This window comes from Paenibacillus sp. SAF-068, assembly GCF_051967555.1.
Classification (GTDB): domain Bacteria; phylum Bacillota; class Bacilli; order Paenibacillales; family Paenibacillaceae; genus Paenibacillus.
In genome coordinates this window covers 697,938-716,662 of the sequence record NZ_JBQCJX010000002.1, presented here as the reverse complement: position 1 = coordinate 716,662, position 18,725 = coordinate 697,938, and the positions used below count along the sequence as shown (strand labels likewise).

Annotated in this window: 14 protein-coding genes; 1 reads left to right on the top strand and 13 read right to left on the bottom strand. The window is 48.9% G+C overall.

The features are described 5' to 3' along the window. Window positions 1-3: 3 nt before the first annotated feature. From rlmN to ACTHPG_RS17145, 13 genes are all read right to left on the bottom strand, one after another. Window positions 4-1,044, bottom strand: coding sequence for a 23S rRNA (adenine(2503)-C(2))-methyltransferase RlmN (gene rlmN, locus ACTHPG_RS17205; RefSeq protein ID WP_440390720.1), 1,041 nt, complete (start codon window positions 1,042-1,044; stop codon window positions 4-6). A 254-nt stretch (window positions 1,045-1,298) separates the two neighbouring features. Continuing rightward, the gene (rsmB, locus tag ACTHPG_RS17200; protein ID WP_440390719.1) at window positions 1,299-2,801 is read right to left on the bottom strand and encodes a 16S rRNA (cytosine(967)-C(5))-methyltransferase RsmB; all 1,503 of its coding nucleotides are present in this window, start codon (window positions 2,799-2,801) and stop codon (window positions 1,299-1,301) included. Continuing rightward, window positions 2,798-3,751 (bottom strand): methionyl-tRNA formyltransferase, encoded by a 954-nt coding sequence (fmt, locus tag ACTHPG_RS17195; RefSeq protein ID WP_440390718.1) that lies wholly within the window; start codon window positions 3,749-3,751, stop codon window positions 2,798-2,800. Before fmt ends, rsmB begins: the two co-directional genes overlap by 4 nt. 12 nt (window positions 3,752-3,763) lie before the next feature. After that, window positions 3,764-4,252: a peptide deformylase gene (gene def / locus ACTHPG_RS17190; protein WP_145322836.1), complete on the bottom strand. Its 489-nt coding sequence runs from the start codon at window positions 4,250-4,252 to the stop codon at window positions 3,764-3,766. A 117-nt stretch (window positions 4,253-4,369) separates the two neighbouring features. After that, window positions 4,370-6,919 carry a primosomal protein N' gene (gene priA, locus ACTHPG_RS17185; protein WP_440390717.1) on the bottom strand — a complete coding sequence of 850 codons (2,550 nt, stop codon included), beginning with the start codon at window positions 6,917-6,919 and terminating at the stop codon, window positions 4,370-4,372. Window positions 6,920-6,922: 3 nt separating this feature from the next. Continuing rightward, window positions 6,923-8,158 (bottom strand): bifunctional phosphopantothenoylcysteine decarboxylase/phosphopantothenate--cysteine ligase CoaBC, encoded by a 1,236-nt coding sequence (gene coaBC, locus ACTHPG_RS17180; RefSeq protein ID WP_440390716.1) that lies wholly within the window; start codon window positions 8,156-8,158, stop codon window positions 6,923-6,925. A gap of 138 nt (window positions 8,159-8,296) precedes the next feature. Next, complete coding sequence (rpoZ, locus tag ACTHPG_RS17175; RefSeq protein WP_036614619.1) at window positions 8,297-8,509, bottom strand: DNA-directed RNA polymerase subunit omega; 213 nt, start codon at window positions 8,507-8,509, stop codon at window positions 8,297-8,299. A gap of 157 nt (window positions 8,510-8,666) precedes the next feature. Further along, entirely contained in the window at window positions 8,667-9,239 is a 573-nt protein-coding gene (gmk, locus tag ACTHPG_RS17170) for a guanylate kinase (protein ID WP_017687445.1), read from the bottom strand. A gap of 13 nt (window positions 9,240-9,252) precedes the next feature. Further along, on the bottom strand, window positions 9,253-9,513 hold the full coding sequence (gene remA / locus ACTHPG_RS17165) for an extracellular matrix/biofilm regulator RemA (RefSeq protein ID WP_006209218.1): 261 nt from the start codon (window positions 9,511-9,513) through the stop codon (window positions 9,253-9,255). 51 nt (window positions 9,514-9,564) lie between these two features. Further along, a complete protein-coding gene (locus tag ACTHPG_RS17160; protein ID WP_440390715.1) occupies window positions 9,565-10,464 on the bottom strand; it encodes a YicC/YloC family endoribonuclease in 900 nt (299 codons plus the stop codon). Window positions 10,465-10,483: 19 nt separating this feature from the next. Next, window positions 10,484-12,373: a bifunctional homocysteine S-methyltransferase/methylenetetrahydrofolate reductase gene (locus ACTHPG_RS17155; RefSeq protein ID WP_440390714.1), complete on the bottom strand. Its 1,890-nt coding sequence runs from the start codon at window positions 12,371-12,373 to the stop codon at window positions 10,484-10,486. A 213-nt stretch (window positions 12,374-12,586) separates the two neighbouring features. After that, window positions 12,587-13,420, bottom strand: coding sequence for a diaminopimelate epimerase (dapF, locus tag ACTHPG_RS17150; RefSeq protein WP_440390833.1), 834 nt, complete (start codon window positions 13,418-13,420; stop codon window positions 12,587-12,589). A gap of 184 nt (window positions 13,421-13,604) precedes the next feature. Further along, window positions 13,605-16,463, bottom strand: a complete 2,859-nt coding sequence (locus ACTHPG_RS17145) for a cation-translocating P-type ATPase (RefSeq protein WP_440390713.1) — start codon at window positions 16,461-16,463, stop codon at window positions 13,605-13,607. 354 nt (window positions 16,464-16,817) lie between these two features. Here ACTHPG_RS17145 and ACTHPG_RS17140 point away from each other — a divergent pair, with 354 nt between their 5' ends. Continuing rightward, window positions 16,818-18,590, top strand: a complete 1,773-nt coding sequence (locus ACTHPG_RS17140) for an Rqc2 family fibronectin-binding protein (protein ID WP_440390712.1) — start codon at window positions 16,818-16,820, stop codon at window positions 18,588-18,590. Window positions 18,591-18,725: the final 135 nt, after the last annotated feature.

The following is an 18,725-nucleotide window of genomic DNA, read 5'->3' as shown; positions in this document are numbered from 1 at the left end:
TTCTCACCTCAACTCCATATGCTTTGCACGAAGCTGACCGCAAGCGGCAGCAATATCATGTCCCTGTTCACGACGAATGGTTACATTAACACCCTGTTCCGAAAGAATCTTCTGAAAATTGAAAATGTCGCTTCTCGATGTTCTTACGTACTTGCGTTCAGGTACATGGTTAACCGGAATCAGATTCACGTGGCACAACATGTTCTTAAGCACACTTGCCAGTTCTGCTGCATGCTCTGGCTGATCGTTTACGCCACCAATAAGCGCATACTCAAACGTAATTCTCCGACCTGTTTTGGCCAGATAATAACGAAGGGACTCCATCACGTCTTCAAAAGGAAAACGGCGGTTAACCGGCATCAGTTTCGAACGAAGTGCATCATTCGGTGCATGGATCGAAATCGCGAGGTTAATCTGTGTGTCTTCATCTGCAAACTTGTAGATGTTCGGAACGATTCCACTTGTTGATACCGTGATGTGCCGCTGACCAATGTTCAGACCTTTTTCATGAATCATAATGCGCAGGAAAGTCATCGTTGCTTCATAGTTTTCGAAAGGTTCGCCTGAACCCATGATTACAATGCTGCTTACGCGTTCGCCGCGTTCATCCAGAATTTTCTGAGCCTGCACAACCTGGGCAACAATCTCCCCGGCTGTAAGGTTACGCTTGAGTCCACCCAATGTAGATGCACAGAATGTACAACCAATACGACATCCAACCTGTGTGGTTACACAGATGCTGTTCCCGTAGTTATGCTTCATGATTACTGTCTCAATGGCATGATCATCATGAAGACCAAAGAGGAATTTGACCGTTCCATCCTTGGATTCAAACTTTGTAATTTCCTTGAGTGTTACGAATTCAAATTGCTCTGTCAGCTTCTCACGCAATGGCTTGGACAGATTTGTCATTTCACTGAAATCATTCACGCGTTTTACATAAATCCAGTCAAAGATTTGACCACCGCGAAACGCCGCCTCCCCGTTCTCAACAGCCCATTGCTGTAGTTGTTCCAGAGAATAATCATATATAAAAGGTTTCATTTTATTGTCAACACCTATTCCTTCTTTTCTTTTCGTTTGGCTTCCTTCTTTTCGTTCCATTCGTCCTATTCTATCACAAAGACCACGTTACATCCATGTATACCCTTGATATCTGTACTTCATGCATTATAACACCTCAATCCCGCCATCGCACCCTGTCATCCCTTTTCTCTGACCATAATGCCGAAGCCCCATCACAAAGAAATCCGCCGAAGTTCCCCTCGGCGGTCATGCTTCCGTGCTTTATTAAACTGTTATTCCGCTGTTTTTGTCAACCGTGCGATGAAAAATCCGTCACTGTGAGCGTATTGTGGCAAAATCTGAATGCCTCCGTTCACAACCTTCAAGTTGGCTGTCTCCGATTCAGACCAGACGGATGCTTCTGCTGGGCGATATTCCGGATGTCGATTCAGGAAGTCTGCAACCATATCCTCATTTTCAGCAGGCTCAATCGTACATGTGCTATAAACCAAAATACCACCTGGTTTTAACAGTGTCGCAACACGATTAAGCAGTTCACGCTGCAAGCCTGCGATATCTTCGATATCTTCTACGGATTTGGTCCATTTCACATCTGGCTTGCGTCGAATAACACCCAGGCCGGAACATGGTGCATCTAGCAAAATGCGGTCAAACGACGCTTCCGGGTACCGTTCGTTCAGATTAAGAGCATCTCCGGTTACAGCATCGATGCAACTCAGACCAAGACGCTCCGCCTGATCCAGGATCAGCTGGCGCTTGTGAGCATGTACATCGTTAGCGACAATTCGACCACGATCGTGCATTTTCTCAGCCATGTGAGCTGTTTTACCTCCTGGGGCTGCGCAGCAATCCAATACAAGCTGGTCTTCTTCCGGCGCAACCGCTTCTGCTACGAGCATGGAACTTTCGTCCTGTACAGAGAATAAACCGTCCCGATACCAGGACGTTAGTGCCATATTTCCGCCACTGCGTACAAGAATTCCATCGGAACTCAACTGGGAAGCTTCAACGACTGCACCAGTGCTTGCCATCTCATGCATCAGTTTCTCCCGTGTGGTCATCGTTGTGTTGACTCGGACACTTACTGCTGGTGGTTCATTATTCGCACGACAGATGGCTTCCGCTGTCTCCTCGCCGTACTGGACAATCCAGCGTTCAACCATCCATAACGGGTGGGAATGCTCAAGTGAAATACGTTCGGCAACGGGCAGATGTTCCGGAATACGAAGTTCATCCCGATTGCGGATCATATTGCGCAGTACACCATTCACCATTCCCGAGATTCCCTGATGGCCCAGTTTCTTCGCCAGATTAACCGCTTCGCTTACCACGGCATGCTCTGGTATCCGATCCAGGTATATCATCTGGTATACGCTGATCCGCAGCAGGCTGCGAACCCATGGTTGCAGTTTGGATACTCCTTTGGCGACGTAACGTTCCAGATAATAATCAAGTGTATTCAATCTAGCGATTGTTCCATACACCAATTCGGTAGCTAGTCCAGCATCCGCAGGACTCAAATCCGCCTCTTTCAGACGACGGTTCAACTCCAGATTACTGTATGCTCCATCTTGCTCAACAGCACTCAGAACTTTGACTGCCAATGCACGAGCAGATGTTTTGGGTTTCTGGGAGCGAGATGCACCATTTGAGGAAGTATTTCCTGCGCCACCCGATTTCCCCGGATTCGGACGACGGTTCCCTTCGCGCCCGGCTGCATTCGCGGAAGCTTTCTGACCTTGTCCTGACGAACGACCTGATGTATTACCGCTCATCGCAGCACCGTTCCAGGTTTCAGTGTACCGCCACGGGCAAAGTCAGCGGCTTGTATCACCTTTTTGCCTGCAGGTTGCACTTCAGTTAACCAGAGAGACCCATCGCCTGTACGAACTTCAATCCCTGCCTTGTTCAATTGCAGCACGGTTCCCGGCTCTGCTTGTCCAGCATCCGAAGAAGTTACCAGATCCACCTGATTGGGGTTAGCCGCAGCCCAGACTTTGAAGACCTGATCATCCCACATCGTGAATGCACCCGAAAATGGCACAAGGCCACGGATCTGATTGAATAATTCACGTGAAGTTCGACTCCAGTCCATCTTCTCGTCATCCCGAGTCAGATTGCGAGCATACGAAGCTTCGGCATCATCCTGAGGGACCGCCGTTGTCTCGCCTGCAATCAATCGTGGCATTTCTGCCTGAAGCAGTTTGGAACCAGCCTCACTTAACTTATCAAACATCGATCCTGATGTATCTTCATCCGTAATCGGCAGTTCCACACGCGAGATCATATCTCCGGTATCCAGACCTTCAGCCATATACATCAATGTGACTCCTGTCACGGATTCACCGTTAATAATGGAACGTTGGATCGGAGCTCCTCCCCGATATTTCGGCAAAAGAGAGCCATGCACGTTCACACAACCGCGAACAGGCATATCCAGCACGGCTTTGGGCAGAATCTGACCAAAAGCCGCAGTCACAATCAGGTCCGGCTTCCATTCAGCCAAGCGAGCTACCGCTTCCGGATCACGCAATTTAACGGGTTGAAACACCGGCAGACCGTGGCGTTCTGCCGCGGCCTTAACCGGTGTTGGCGTAAGTACTTTTTTGCGTCCCTGTGGTTTATCAGGCTGAGTCACCACACCCACCACATGGTATCCCTCTGCAATCAGCATATCGAGAGAAGGAACTGCGAATTCAGGTGTTCCCATAAAAACAATATTCAAATCGATCACTCCTTAATTACGACGCGGTCCCGTTTGATCGGCTGCAATTTCGTACACTTTCTCGGCGATATCCGTAAAGAGCACGCCATCCAGATGATCAATTTCATGCTGGAATGCACGGGACAGCAAGCCACTACCTGTAATAATCAACTCTTTGCCTTCACGATCCAGTCCTTTGACCGTAACGGTCTCAAAACGGCGAACATCACCGTTAATGCCAGGGATACTCAGACAGCCTTCCGGTCCGAATTGCTCTCCCTCACTTGCAATGATCTCCGGGTTAATCATCTTGATCAGCCCTTGCTCATCACCTGCGTCGATAACAATCAGACGTTTCAAAATGCCAACCTGCGGCGCAGCAAGACCTACACCTTCCGCATCGTACATGGTATCAGCCATATCATCCAGCAATTTTTGTACATTCGGTGTAATTTTGGTTACTTCTTTCGCTCTCTTGTGGAGCACCTCATCTGGTTCTTGCACGATAATGCGAATCGACATGTTGTAAGCACCTTCCTAATCCTCATCATAATTTCAGGACGATATTCTGTATTTTTTGGGTTTTCATTTTAATCTATGTTTATACCGCTTGTTTACATCTGCATTGCTGCAGAATGTTTACATTAACATTTGCGGGTCTACATCCAGACTAATGAGCAATTTCTGCGCTTGAACATCCTCATCCATGCGCCGGGCTGTCGCCAGAGCGAGTCCTATGGCGTCTACATCCCCCCGCCATTTTATCATACATTGGAATCTGTATCTATTCTTGATCCGAGGAATCGGGGACGCTACCGGCCCCAGTACATCAAAAGCATCATTGCTGAATCGATCCAGACTGCCGAGCCATCCAGCCGCATTAGCCTTCTCTTTCAGTATCCGCGTGTAGTTCTCGGCAAGACGAATCAACACGGGAAGCTGCTCATGCGAAAAGGTCACCAGAATCAGACGACAGTAAGGCGGATATTGCAAATTGCGACGGTGCAGCAATTCCTCCCGTACAAACGACACATAGTTATGATGACTCGCATGGCCAATGGAGTAGTGCTCCGGTGTATAGGACTGAACAAACACCTCACCAGGCAATTGATGCCGACCCGCTCGGCCAGCGACCTGTGTCAGTAACTGAAACGTTTTTTCGGCAGCGCGAAAATCAGGCAAATTCAATGCTGAATCCGCTGTTATTACGCCAACCAGAGTCACATCCGGGAAGTCGAGCCCTTTTGCAACCATCTGGGTGCCCAGCAACACGTCTGCCTTTTTCTCACGAAACTGTTTCAGCAGCTTCTCATGAGCCCCTTTTTCCGTTGTTGTATCCACATCCATCCGTATGACCCGAATCCCCGGAAATAGCTTCGCAAGTTCTTCCTCAACCCGTTGTGTACCTGTACCAAAATATCGAATATGCTCACTTCCACAATCCGGGCAAACTTCCGGAGCCGCTTCCGCATAACCGCAGTAATGACAACGGAGATTATTGGAGCGCTGATGGTACGTCAATGAAATATCACATTCGGGACAGCCTGCCACATATCCACAACTTCGGCACATGACAAAGGTTGAGTACCCACGGCGATTCAGCAGAAGCACCGTCTGTTCGCCACGTTCCAAGCGCTCCTCCAGCCCTTTGTGCAAAGCCCTGCTGAACATGGAGCGATTACCATCCTTCAACTCTTCGCGCATGTCAACAATTCGCACTTCGGGCAGCTTGTTGCCCAGTGCCCGCGTTGGCATCTCCAGCAAGAGTGGTGCAAAATCGTCGTTGCTCTGCGAGCGTGCCGCATAGTAACTTTCCAGCGACGGTGTCGCTGAACCCAGGACAACCACAGCCTGGTGTTGCTGTGCTCTTTTTACCGCTACATCACGGGCATGATATTTGGGCGTTTCCTCCTGTTTGTAGGAAGTCTCGTGTTCCTCATCCATAATGATCAACCCAAGCCGACTAAATGGAGCAAATACGGCTGAACGCGCCCCTATCGCAACCTTCACCTGACCCTCGCGAATCTTGCGCCATTCATCATAACGTTCACCACCGGACAGACGACTGTGCATGACAGCAACCTGATTGCCGAATCTCCCTTTAAAGCGTTCCACCATCTGTGGTGTCAGTGCGATCTCAGGCACAAGCACAATAGCCTGCCGATCCTGCTCGATGCATCGTTGAATGGTTTGAAGATAGACTTCCGTCTTGCCGCTTCCCGTAACACCATGTAGCAAAAATACCCCGTGGCGCTGTTCCTGTAATCGACCATTGATATTGTCGTAGACCTGTTTCTGTTCGGCGGTCAGAACCAGCGGTTCAGTCGCTTTGAACTTCCTGCCCTGATAAGGATCACGAAAGACCTCAACATCCTCGGTGACGATCAATCCCTTTTCCTCAAGACCCTTCATCGTCGCCGCTGATACCTGCAGTGTAGATAACACTTCTTTCATCGGCATGGGCAACAGTTCTTTCATTTCCAGCAAAAAAGCCAAAATCTCCTTCTGCCGCTGTGCTTTCGCCGGGAATGATGCAAGTGCTTCCTGAGCAGCAGCCACACCTACGGCCAGATCAACAGACTTCATCGTTTTTTTATTCAGCTTGTCCTTGATGGCCTGACTCTCCAGCAGCACACCACCAAGCAATAATTTCTTAATTAGTGCAGCATGATTGGGATATTTGCGACTCAATTGTTGCAACGGTACCTGACCCCGACTTTTGACAAAACGGATGATGTCCTGCTGCACTTTTTCGTTCGTAGACTCTTCTCCCCAAACAAATAACACCTCATCATCCGGTTGTGCACCCTCCATCTGGCTATCAAGTGCATCTCCCAGCGAGATATACCGCTCTGCTTTCCCTTTCAATGCGGTCGGCACCATAACCTGCAATGACAAAATCCGGTTACTGGCATAACGCCCACTCATCCATTCGGCCAACTCAACCAAATCCTTAGATAATGGGGGAACAATGTCCAGCAACTCCTGAATCTGCTTGAGCTTGAATGTTTCCTCTCCGGTACGCGGCACAAGATCAATCACGAATCCCTGCACCGTCCGATGACCAAAAGGTACACCCACCCGGCTGCCAATCTCGATCCATTCCCTCATCGATTCAGGTACCAGGTAATCAAACGGTCGGTCTGTTTCCTTCACGGGAACATCGACAATGACCTTGGCAATCTCCATATCCTAATTCCTCCCGGCAATGCGCTCCGCCGCAATCCGGAGCAACCGATAAGCCACATCGTCCTTGGCCAACACTGGAAGCTCCTCCACCAAACCTTCCCGGTCATAGATAAGTACCGCGTTGGTGTCTGTTCCAAATCCTGCACCCGTGCGGGTTACATCATTGGCTACGATCAGATCACAGTTTTTCCGTTCCAGTTTCTCACGTGCATACATCTCAACGGACTGAGTCTCCGCAGCAAAACCAATCAAAAACTGATGGGTTTTCTGTTTGCCCAGCGTTTCAAGAATATCTATATTTTTAACAAGTTCGAGCGACAACGTGTCGCCTTTCTTCTTGATCTTCTCAGTGTAAACTTCCTTTGGACGATAATCGGCAACTGCCGCCGCCTTCACCACGATATCTGCGTCATTCCACTCACGTGTTACGGCTTCGTACATATCCTGTGCAGACTGTACAGGGATCAACTCAACGTCCTCTGGTGGCTCGGCTTGGGTATTGCCCATGACCAATTTCACATCTGCCCCCAGATCACGCGCAGCTGCAGCTATGGCAAACCCCATTTTGCCAGATGAATCATTCGTAATGTATCGTACGGGGTCAATGCGCTCAATCGTACCTCCAGCCGTAACGACAACCTTCTTGCCTTGTAACAATGCAGCTTGCCCCTGCCGACTTCGGTCTGCAGACTCGCGCTGTTCAAAGAAACGTTCCACCACGTCCACAATGCTCTCCGGTTCTTCCAGACGTCCCTTGCCCACATATCCACACGCAAGCAGACCCTCACCCGGTTCAATCATCATGGCACCCCGTTCCACCAGCAGGCTCATATTATGCTTTACAGCTGGATGATCATACATATGTACATTCATCGCTGGAGCAATCATGACAGGGGCTGTCGTGGCAAGCAGCGTCGTTGAGAGCATATCATCTGCCATGCCGTGCGCCATCTTGGCAATCACATTCGCTGTAGCCGGAGCAACCAGAACCAGATCAGCCAGATCGGCCAGATGAATGTGGGATACAACTGCTGGCTCACGCTCATCAAATGTATCGGTATATACGGTGTTTCGAGTCAACGTTTGCAGCGTCAATTCGGTAATAAACTGTGTAGCGGAAGCTGTCATAATGACATGAACATCCGCTCCCTTTTGTACCAGTCTGCTGCATAATGTTGCCGCTTTGTAAGCGGCTATGCCGCCTGTCACACCAAGTACGATTTTTTTACCGTTCAACATATTTATTTCCCCCGATATTTATACGACGTCTAAATAAGATTCCGTTAAAATACGCTTATTCGTAAAAAAATAACAACCTCGCGGTTGTCAATTAATCCGGCTTGCGCCGTATGCAGTTGAAGAGCAGCCGCAGGCGGCTTACTCTTCTTCTTCGTCCTGTCCTTTGATGACAACGAGCAGGTCTCCATAGATTTCTTCCAGTGCAACGCCAACTTGTTTATGGGATCTCGCACCTCTTAAATCCGTTTTTTCACCTTCACGTAGCTGTCTAGCCCGGCGGGAAGCAGCAACAACAAGGGAATACTTGCTGTCGACTTTGTTCATCATTTCATCAATAGAAGGATACAGCATATTAACAAACACCTCTTCGCATTAGTATAATCACAAGTTGCCGCCTGACAGAACTGATGTGACATGTCTTCAAATCCGGGCATTCCGAGAAGGAGTGCTTCAGTAGATGATATGACAACTGCCCCACTTATATCGCATTCTGCAGCGGCAAAAGGGATTATTTATTGATCTTACAATGTTCGGCGATTATGATGCTTTCTATTCTCTTGCACGCCAAATCAATTTCATCATTAACAACAGCGTAATCATACTGCTCCAGCAGACTGATCTCATCGACCGCTACGGACATCCGGTGATCAATGGTCGCTTGACTTTCGGTACCACGGCCCTGAATGCGATCTTTCAGCTCGTCCAATGAAGGAGGAAGCAGGAAAACAAAGATCCCCTCCGGGAATTTCTCTTTCACTTTTAACGCGCCTTGAACTTCAATCTCCAGAATGATGTCACGGCCTTCGTTAATCGTTTTCTCAACAAAATCACGCGGTGTTCCGTAATAATTACCAACATACTCCGCATGTTCCAACAATTGATCTTCAGCAATCATGTTCTGGAACTCTTCATGACTTCTGAAGAAATAGTTCACACCATGTTCTTCACCCAGACGAGGCTGACGGGTTGTCGCCGATACGGAATAGATCAATTCCGGCACCCGTTTGCGCAAAGCGCTGCATACCGTACCCTTCCCGACCCCAGATGGGCCGGACAACACTACCAGTAATCCCTTAGACATATTACACTCCATTTTATTCGTCGTTATCATCATCTTTCGAAGAAAGACGATGGGCGACCGTCTCAGGCTGAACTGCAGACAGAATGACATGATCGCTATCCGTAATAATAACGGCACGAGTACGTCTTCCGTACGTTGCATCAATCAGCATGTGGCGATCTCTTGCCTCTTGTATAATTCTCTTGATCGGCGCCGATTCCGGACTCACGATGGATATAATCCGGTTCGCCGATACGATGTTACCGAATCCAATGTTAATGAGTTTGATTGCCATAATCAGGTTCTTCCCCCTATACATGCGACTCTTTTGCCGAAATTTGGACGTTCATTCGATATTCGCCGCTTGCTCACGAATCTTCTCCAGCTCCGCCTTCATCTCGACAACACGATTCACCAGAGCCAAATGGTTGGCTTTTGATCCAATCGTATTGACTTCCCGATTCATCTCTTGAATTAGAAAGTCCAACTTACGACCTACGGGCTCATCACTCTTCAGCAGTTCCCTGCTCTGTCCAAAGTGACTCAGTAGACGTGTAAGCTCCTCTTCTATGTTAGAACGATCGGCAAACATTGCAATTTCCATACCCAATTTATGCTCATCAAAAGGGAAAGAGCCTTCTTCCTGCATTTCCGTAAGCCTCTGCCTTAACTTGTTGCGATAATCAATTACCACAGTTGGTGCAAGATCAAGCATTTCGGTATGCAGTGACTCCAGACGGGTAATCCGTCGTTCCAGATCACTGGCCAGATGAAGACCCTCGCGAGCGCGCATCTGTTCAAGGCTGGACAGAGCCTCTTTCAATCCTTCCTGCAGTACTCGCTCCCATTCGTCCTTCTGCTCTTCGGGAATGGAACTTGTCCCATCCGAATGAACCATGACGTCCGGCAGTCCAAGCATATCCACAATACTTGGTTTGCCCTGCATTCCATATTGGGTTTCCAGTTGCTCTGCAGCCTGCAGATAGGCCCTGACCGTCTGTTCATTCAGAACAGCGGGAAGAGCCTGGTCTTCCTCTTTTTCCTTCATTACATAAACATCAATCCGTCCACGTTTTAAACGACTCTGTACGATTTTCCTCAAACCGTCTTCATAATACGTCCACTCTCTTGGCAGACGCATCATCACTTCGCAATAACGATGATTAACAGATTTGATCTCTAATTGTACCTTATAGCCGCCAAAATGAAAGGCGGATTGACCGTATCCGGTCATACTGAATGACATCGGCATCACATCCGTTTTACTATTGTAATTGATTATTAGGGTTGAAACAAGTAGGACATTGATGCTCCGACTTCTCCCATACGTATTGAGTCAGTTCTGCCGTCATGCCGTAGAACATAAACGGTGTCATAAGATAAATGCCTTTGAAATGTGCTGTTGCTACGTCCAGCAGTTCCTTGGCAATTTTTACCCCCATCGCACGGCCCTCTTCGCCTTCCAGACCCGCCATACGGGAGCGTACTTCATCCGAAAGCTGAATTCCGGGAACTTCGTTATGCAGATACTCTGCATTCCGTCCACTTGCCAGTGGCATTACACCTACAAATATTGGCACATCCAGGTGTTTGGTCGCTTCGTGCATTGCCACGATTAACTCCGGGTCATAGACAGGCTGAGTCATGATGTAATCTGCGCCAGAGGCAATCTTCTTCTCCAGACGCTGCACGGCTTTATCCAGATATTTCACATTGGGGTTAAACGCTGCTCCGATTACAAAGCCCGCTTTTTGCTTCAGCGGTTTACCCGAGAAGGCCACACCATCGTTCAACTGCTTGATCATTCGTATGATTTCAAAAGAGGTTAGATCGTATACCGAGCTTGAACCCGGCAGATCACCAAATCTTGCAGGATCCCCTGTTACAGCCAGTACATGATTAATACCCAGTGCATCAAACCCCATCATGTGAGACTGTGTTCCAATCAGATTCCGGTCACGGCAGGCAATATGCACCAGTGGACGGAGACCCGTGCGATCCTGAACGAGATGCCCCAGCGCCATGTTGCTCATCCGTGTAACCGCTAGAGAATTATCGGCCAGTGTCAGGGCATCGGCTCCTGCTGCCTTTAGTGTCTCCGCACCTTTCATGAACTTGGCAATGTCCAGGTCACGCGGCGGGTCAAGTTCAACAATGACCGTGTGACGCTGCTTGACCAGATCGACAATCGTAGGCTGACCTCCGCGTCCGGAGCGCTCATCCACATGCTCATGCAGCACAATACGCGCTTTGGATTCTGACGGATCAGGCTCCAAAATAGGTGAAGGCACGTAGTCAGCAAGCGCCTCTTTCATAGCGGTAATATGATCAGGTGTCGTACCGCAGCAACCGCCGATAATACGAGCGCCCAGCTCGGCAAATTGCACTGCCGTCTGACCAAAATACTCCGGAGTCGCACCATAACGGAACTGACCATCGACATAGTCTGCTGCACCCGCATTTGGGTAGACTGACATGGGAATACCGATACGTCCGGAGACGGTTTCCATGGCACGCATAATTCCGTTTGGACCTGAGCGACAGTTAAAACCGATCACGTCTGCACCCTGCTCCCGCATGATCCGGAATGCTTCGGGCATTGTATATCCGTCCAGTGTGTGTCCTACATCCTCTACCGCGAACTGTCCTATCACGGGCAGATCACTTAGCTTTCGCGCTTGCAAAAGGGCAATATCCATTTCCTCGATATCATAGAAGGTCTCAAGCAGAATGCCATCCACGCCTTCATCAAGCAGTGCAAAGATCTGTTGTTGATAGAAGCGCTTCAGTTCACTTGTGGAGACGTTCGTCCGCTTGCCGCCGCGAATAGAGCCTACTGCACCAAGAACATAACCGTCAGCTCCAGCCACCTCTTTGGCAATACGAACGCCGGTACGGTTCACATCCTCCACCTTCGACTCCAAACCGAACTTGGACAACTTGTCATAATTGGCAGAATACGTATTCGTTTCAAATATCTCTGTACCTGCGTCCCGATAACGGCGATGTACTTCCGCCACCACTTCAGGTGAAATCAAGTTTAACTCTTCATATGAAATCCCTACCGGGAATCCCATTTGGTACAGAAAAGTCCCCATGGCCCCATCTCCAATGAGAACTCGTTCCTGCATAACTTTGCGCAAATCCGCCTTCATCCCTTTTCCCCCCGCCTAGCTGTGATCATTTTCATACTAATGTAACACAAAAAACGCTACCAAAAGAAGAAAAACAAAGGTTTTTGTTGAATATCCAGCTCATATGGACTTTCTTTCCACATAACCCCCAATATGTCTCTGTACAGGAGACACGCACTATCCTTTAACAAAAAAAGAGGCCCGCAGGCCTCTTGGATTACACTGTTCTCTTAATTATGATGTAACTCCCTTGAAAACAACTTCGGCTGGTCCAGTCATGTACACATGATTGTCATTTTCATTCCACTCAATGTGAAGATCCCCACCCTTGAGGCTGATAACAGCTGTACGATCCGTATGTCCATTCAGGACAGAGGATACCAGCGTTGCACAAGCTCCGGTTCCACAAGCAAGTGTTGGACCCGCTCCGCGTTCCCATACACGCATGTCCACATAACCACGGTCACGAACTGTGGCGAATTCCACATTGATCTTTTTCGGGAACATGGGATGCACTTCAAGAAGTGGGCCCCATGTCGTGAGATCAAAATTAACAGCATCATCAACATAGATCACTGCATGCGGGTTACCCATGGATACAGCAGTGAATTTGAACGCATGTCCATTGGCTTCAATGTAGTGATCAACCACGGGATTGGCATCTACAGTGGTAGGCACTTGAAGACCGTTCAGGATCGGTTCACCCATATCCACACGAACCGTTTCCACTTTACCCTCACGAATGTTGAGAGTAACAGGTTGCACCCCGGCACCAATCGTTTCAATGGTAATCTGCTCCTGGCTGACATGACCGTGATCGTATACATATTTGGATACACAGCGGATGGCATTACCGCACTGCTCTGCTTCCGAACCGTCCGAATTCATGATACGCATCTGAAAGTCCGCCTTCTCCGAAGGCAGTATATAAACCAGGCCGTCCGCACCAATACCGAAGAAACGGTTGCACCATTTCACAGCCAATTCTGCTGCATCTGCCGGAAGTTCCTTTTCACCAAATACAACGATAAAATCGTTACCCAGTCCATGCATTTTCGTAAATTCCATCATCTTGCCCACTCCTTTTGGCAGTCTGCTGCCAAAGCTATATTCTTGCTCTTCTACAGGATTACCATAGAAATTCATATTCAACATTTACACAAAAAAAAGCTATCCTGCAAAATGCCAAAGCTGCCGCTTCGAATCATTTTGAGGATAGCATAACGAAATAGGTAAGGAAAAGGAATTGATTTTATGCTGAAAACTTTGTACTTTTCGGTACGAAGCGTCCAGAACCACCCATGCGACGGCGGTTACGACGACCACCCCACACGCTGCCTGCGCCCATGAGGAACGTTGGAATGCCTGCAGCAACGATACAGATTGCCCATTCACGCAAACCTAGGGGTACGGTTTTGAAGATTGGTTGCAGCGGCTCAACGTACATGACAACCAGCATCAGCACAACCGATGAAATCACGGCAAGAACCAAATACTTGTTCTGCAGCGGATTTCGGTGGAAGATCGAGCGCGAACTGCGGCAATCAAAGACATGAATGAGCTGTGCCAACACGAGCGTAGCGAAAGCCACAGATTGTGCTTTGATCAGTTGACCCGGGTTATCCGGCGCAGCCTGAAGGGTAAGCCAGAACGCTCCGAGTGTACATAGTCCAATCAATACACCCCGACTGACAATTTTCCAACCCAGTCTGCGGGCAAAGATATTTTCCTTGGCACCACGGGGTTTGTGTTCCATCAGATCTTTTTCCGGCTGATCCACCCCGAGCGCCATTGCAGGCAACCCATCCGTCACCAGGTTAACCCACAGAATCTGAATAGGTACAAGTGGCAGTGGCAAGCCCATCATCATTGCAAAGAACATTGTCAAAATCTCGCCCACGTTCGACGCCAGCAAATAACGGATAAATTTTCGAATGTTCTCATAAATATTACGGCCTTCTTCAATGGCAGCCACAATCGTCGAGAAGTTATCATCACTCAGAATAAGCGCTGAAGCTTCCTTCGTGACATCTGTTCCCGTAATGCCCATCGCAATCCCAATGTCTGCCGCCTTAATTGCCGGAGCGTCGTTCACCCCATCCCCCGTCATGGCAACGACATGCCCTTTGCGCTGTAATGATTTCACGATACGAAGCTTATGTTCAGGAGACACTCTTGAGAACACATAGATTCCCTCTACCTGTTTATCCAGTTGGTCGTCCGTCATGCCTGCCAGCTGCTGACCACTTAGGGAAGCACCACCGCGTGGAAGAATTCCGAGTTGATGGGCAATGGCTTCTGCCGTTGTTCCATGATCACCTGTGATCATGACAGTTCGTATCCCCGCCTTGCGGCATGTTGCAATCGCATCTCTCACTTCACGACGCGGCGGATCAATCATGCCTGTAAGGCCCACGAATACAAGCTGACTCTCGGCTGCGTGTTCGTCAGCCACTTTTTCTTCCGGACGCACTTCACGATAGGCCATTCCGAGGACACGCAGTGCCGCACCGGCCATACTCTCGTTGGCTGCCATCACTTTCTGCCGCAGTGTTCCAGTGAAAGGTACGACCTTGCCTTCCCACAAAATATAGCTGCAGTGTCCAATCAACACGTCCGGCGCACCTTTGGTGTAGATCATTCGGCCTCCCTGATGATGAACCAGGACCGACATGCGTTTGCGCTCCGAATCAAACGGAAACTCCTGCTCCCGGGCATACAACTCTTTGAGGCCAGCAGGGGTAAGCCCCATTTTGGAGGACAGTGTGACGAGTGCCCCCTCCGTCGGATCACCCTTCAGCTCCCACAATACATCGTCTCGCTTGACCGTTTCTTCTTGGAGATCACCTTTTTTCGTGTTTTTCTTGCCGTCCTTTTTGTTGTCCTTGCCCTTTTTCTTGCTCCCCCCCTCGCTTGCAACACTTTCCACAATACTGGCATTGTTGCACAGCGCGCTGATCTGGAGCATTCTGCGAAGTGACTGGTCACTCTTCAATTCCACCGCACGACCGTTCTCCAACATCTGTCCTTCAGGTGCATAACCATCCCCGGTAACCTTGATGCTGCGTCCCTCCAGCCACACATCCGTTACCGTCATCTTATTCTGGGTGAGCGTGCCTGTCTTGTCCGAACAGATAACGGATGCACAGCCAAGGGTTTCGACAGAAGGCAGTTTGCGTACAATGGCTTTCCGTTTGATCATCCGCTGCACGCCTAGTGCGAGTGCAATGGTTACAATAGCCGGCAGACCCTCCGGTATGGCAGCTACCGCGAGACTGACTCCTGCCAGAAACATGCCAACGGCTGGTTGTCCGTGCAATATCCCTGCAACAACTACCATAATGGTTAATCCCAATGCGACAAAAATCAGGATTTTGCCCAGTTGCTCCAGCCTGTGTTGTAACGGTGTTTCCTGCTCCTCCGTATTCTGGATCAGGTCGGCGATTTTGCCCATCTCTGTCTCCATCCCTGTACGGATAACCACACCTTTGGCTGTACCACGAGTGACCATGGTACCCATAAAACCAATATTCTTCTGATCACCCAGCGGAACGTCCTCATCGGCAATCGGAAGGCAATGTTTGCTTACGGGGACCGATTCCCCGGTAAGTGCCGACTCCTCCACATCCAGACTGTTCGTTTGCAGCCAGCGCACATCAGCAGGTATGCGATCCCCACTCTCCACCATGACAATATCCCCGGGCACAAGTTGTTTGGCAGCAAGATGTACTTCCTGGCCTGAACGAAGCACTTTGGCAAGAGGTGCAGATAACTGTTTCAAAGCACGAAGAGATCGTTCAGCCCGGAATTCCTGTACAAACCCCAGAATCGCATTCAGTACGATAATGGCTACAATCGTTACCGCATCGAGATACTCACCCAGCAATCCGGATACCAACGTTGCTCCCATCAACACCAGCACCATAAAATCCTTGAACTGATTCAAGAGCAACGTAATCGGCGATATGCGTTTCCCCTCGCTCAGTTCATTTGAACCGGCCACTTTCCTCTTCTCTGCTACAGCTTCATCCGTCAATCCATCCTGCGGACTGACGCCAAGAGTGTTACGAAGCTCTTCATCACTCAGTTGATGCCACTTGGTATGTTCCATGCTTCATGTTTCCCTCCCAGTCTGTATTTCATCTGCTAAATAAGCTCACATGCTTCACCGGCGTGCTGGTCGACAGGCTGTACACTATGCCGGACAAACTACCTGCTCTATATGTATTCGGACAGGTCTGTGATTAGCACCCGGAAGGTGAATCCTTTCCCTGATGGACAGAATAGGCTAAAATAAAAGTCTGCGATCTTCTGCGCAGTACCATGATCAGCGTTCAACAGGTAAGCAACGAAGAATCTGCAGCCAGTCCTTGTTTTTTACATACCTGGTTGCACGTTTCAGTTATATAGATGAAGCATTTGACATGATTGTGCAGATGCTCGATAGAGAGAGGAAGTGGAAAAAATGGCATTGGACGGCATCGTAACACGGGCCATTGTTCATGAATTGCAAGGCTGCATTGGTGGACGTATCAGCAAGATCCATCAACCGAATGGCCATGATGTAGTTCTCACACTGCGTGCTCAGCGCGGTAACAGTAAATTGCTTGTTTCGGCAAGCCCAACCTATCCCCGTGTGCATTTTACGGAAAAGACTTTCCTTAACCCTACGGAAGCACCCATGTTCTGCATGCTGCTCCGCAAGCACTGTGAGGGTGCAATCATTGAGGAGATCCGTCAGATTGGCATGGAACGTATCATCCATATCGATGTGCGCCAGCGCGACGAACTGGGAGATGTTTCGGTTAAACGGATCATCATTGAATTGATGGGACGTCACAGTAATATTATTTTGCTTGATCCCGTTACAGGAACGATTCTGGATGGTATTCATCATGTGACCCCGTCCATCAGCAGCTACCGGGTCATCATGCCCGGCTTCTCCTACACCGCCCCACCTGAACAACATAAAAGTAATCCGCTCGAAATAAGCCGTACAGCATTCGAGGAGAGCTATCATGCCACTGAAGACGAAGCATCACGCTGGCTTGTGAATTCCTTTAGCGGTCTAAGCCCGTTAATTGCAGGAGAGATTGCAGCCCGTGGGATTGCTGCTGGAGACACCGGGAGCAATCCCACTGTGGTTGAGGGTGAGGGCCGAGTTGGGGCAGGTGCACTCTGGAACGCTTTTGAAGCCGTGATGGGACCTGTGAGAGAACATATCTACACGCCTGTAACCGGAATGAACGCCAAAGGCAAGATGATTTTCTCGGCGGTTCATCTTCAGAGCATTCAGGACGTAGAGAAAACCTATGACACAATGAGCAAGTGCATGGAAGATTATTACGGAGACAAGGCTGAACGGGACACGGTCAAACAGAGAGTAAGTGATCTGCTCCGTTTTCTACAGAACGAGCGAAGCAAGAACATCAAAAAGCTGGACAATCTGAACAAGGATCTGCTGGAAGCGGACGATGCTGACAAGTTCAGACTATGGGGTGAATTGCTGTTTGCCTCTCTGCATCAGGTCCACAAAGGGGACAAGAGCGTGGAGCTTGTGAACTTCTACGATGAAGACCAAGCCAACATTACCATTCAGCTTGATCCACTGCTCACACCGTCTGACAACGCACAACGTTATTTCAAGCGGTATAACAAGTACAAGAACAGTCTGGCTGTGATTCATGAGCAGCTTGGCAAAACCAAAGACGAAATTGACTATCTCGATAACCTGTTACAGCAGCTGTCCATTGCATCAATGAACGACATTGAGGAAATACGGGACGAACTTGTGCAGCAAGGATACCTTCGTGATCGCAATAAAAAGGGGAAAAAGAAGAAGAAAAGCGACCGTCCGACCGTGCACCAGTTCACCTCCTCGGAGGGAATTGATATTCTTGTAGGCAAAAACAACCTGCAAAACGAGTACGTGACGAACCGTCTCGCTTCTTCCAACGACACCTGGCTGCATACCAAAGACATCCCAGGTTCTCATGTCGTTATTCGCAGTACGGACTTTGGTGAAGCTACATTGGAAGAAGCAGCACAGCTTGCTGCCTACTTTAGTCAAGCCAAGGAGTCCAGCAGTGTACCTGTGGACTATACGCTTATCCGTCATGTACGCAAACCAAGTGGTGCGAAGCCTGGTTTTGTCATATATGATCATCAGAAGACCTTGTTCGTCACGCCAAATGATGAATTGATCAAGAGTCTGCCATCCACCATTAAAAATGGATAAGGCTATATAAGTTGAACTAAAGATTATTTACACTAACATTACGATGACAGAACAACCTTCCAATCGCTGTTTTCGTGTAAATGATTAGTTCAACTTATATAGAGATGTAAAAGTAACAAAGAAAACTCCCCTGAG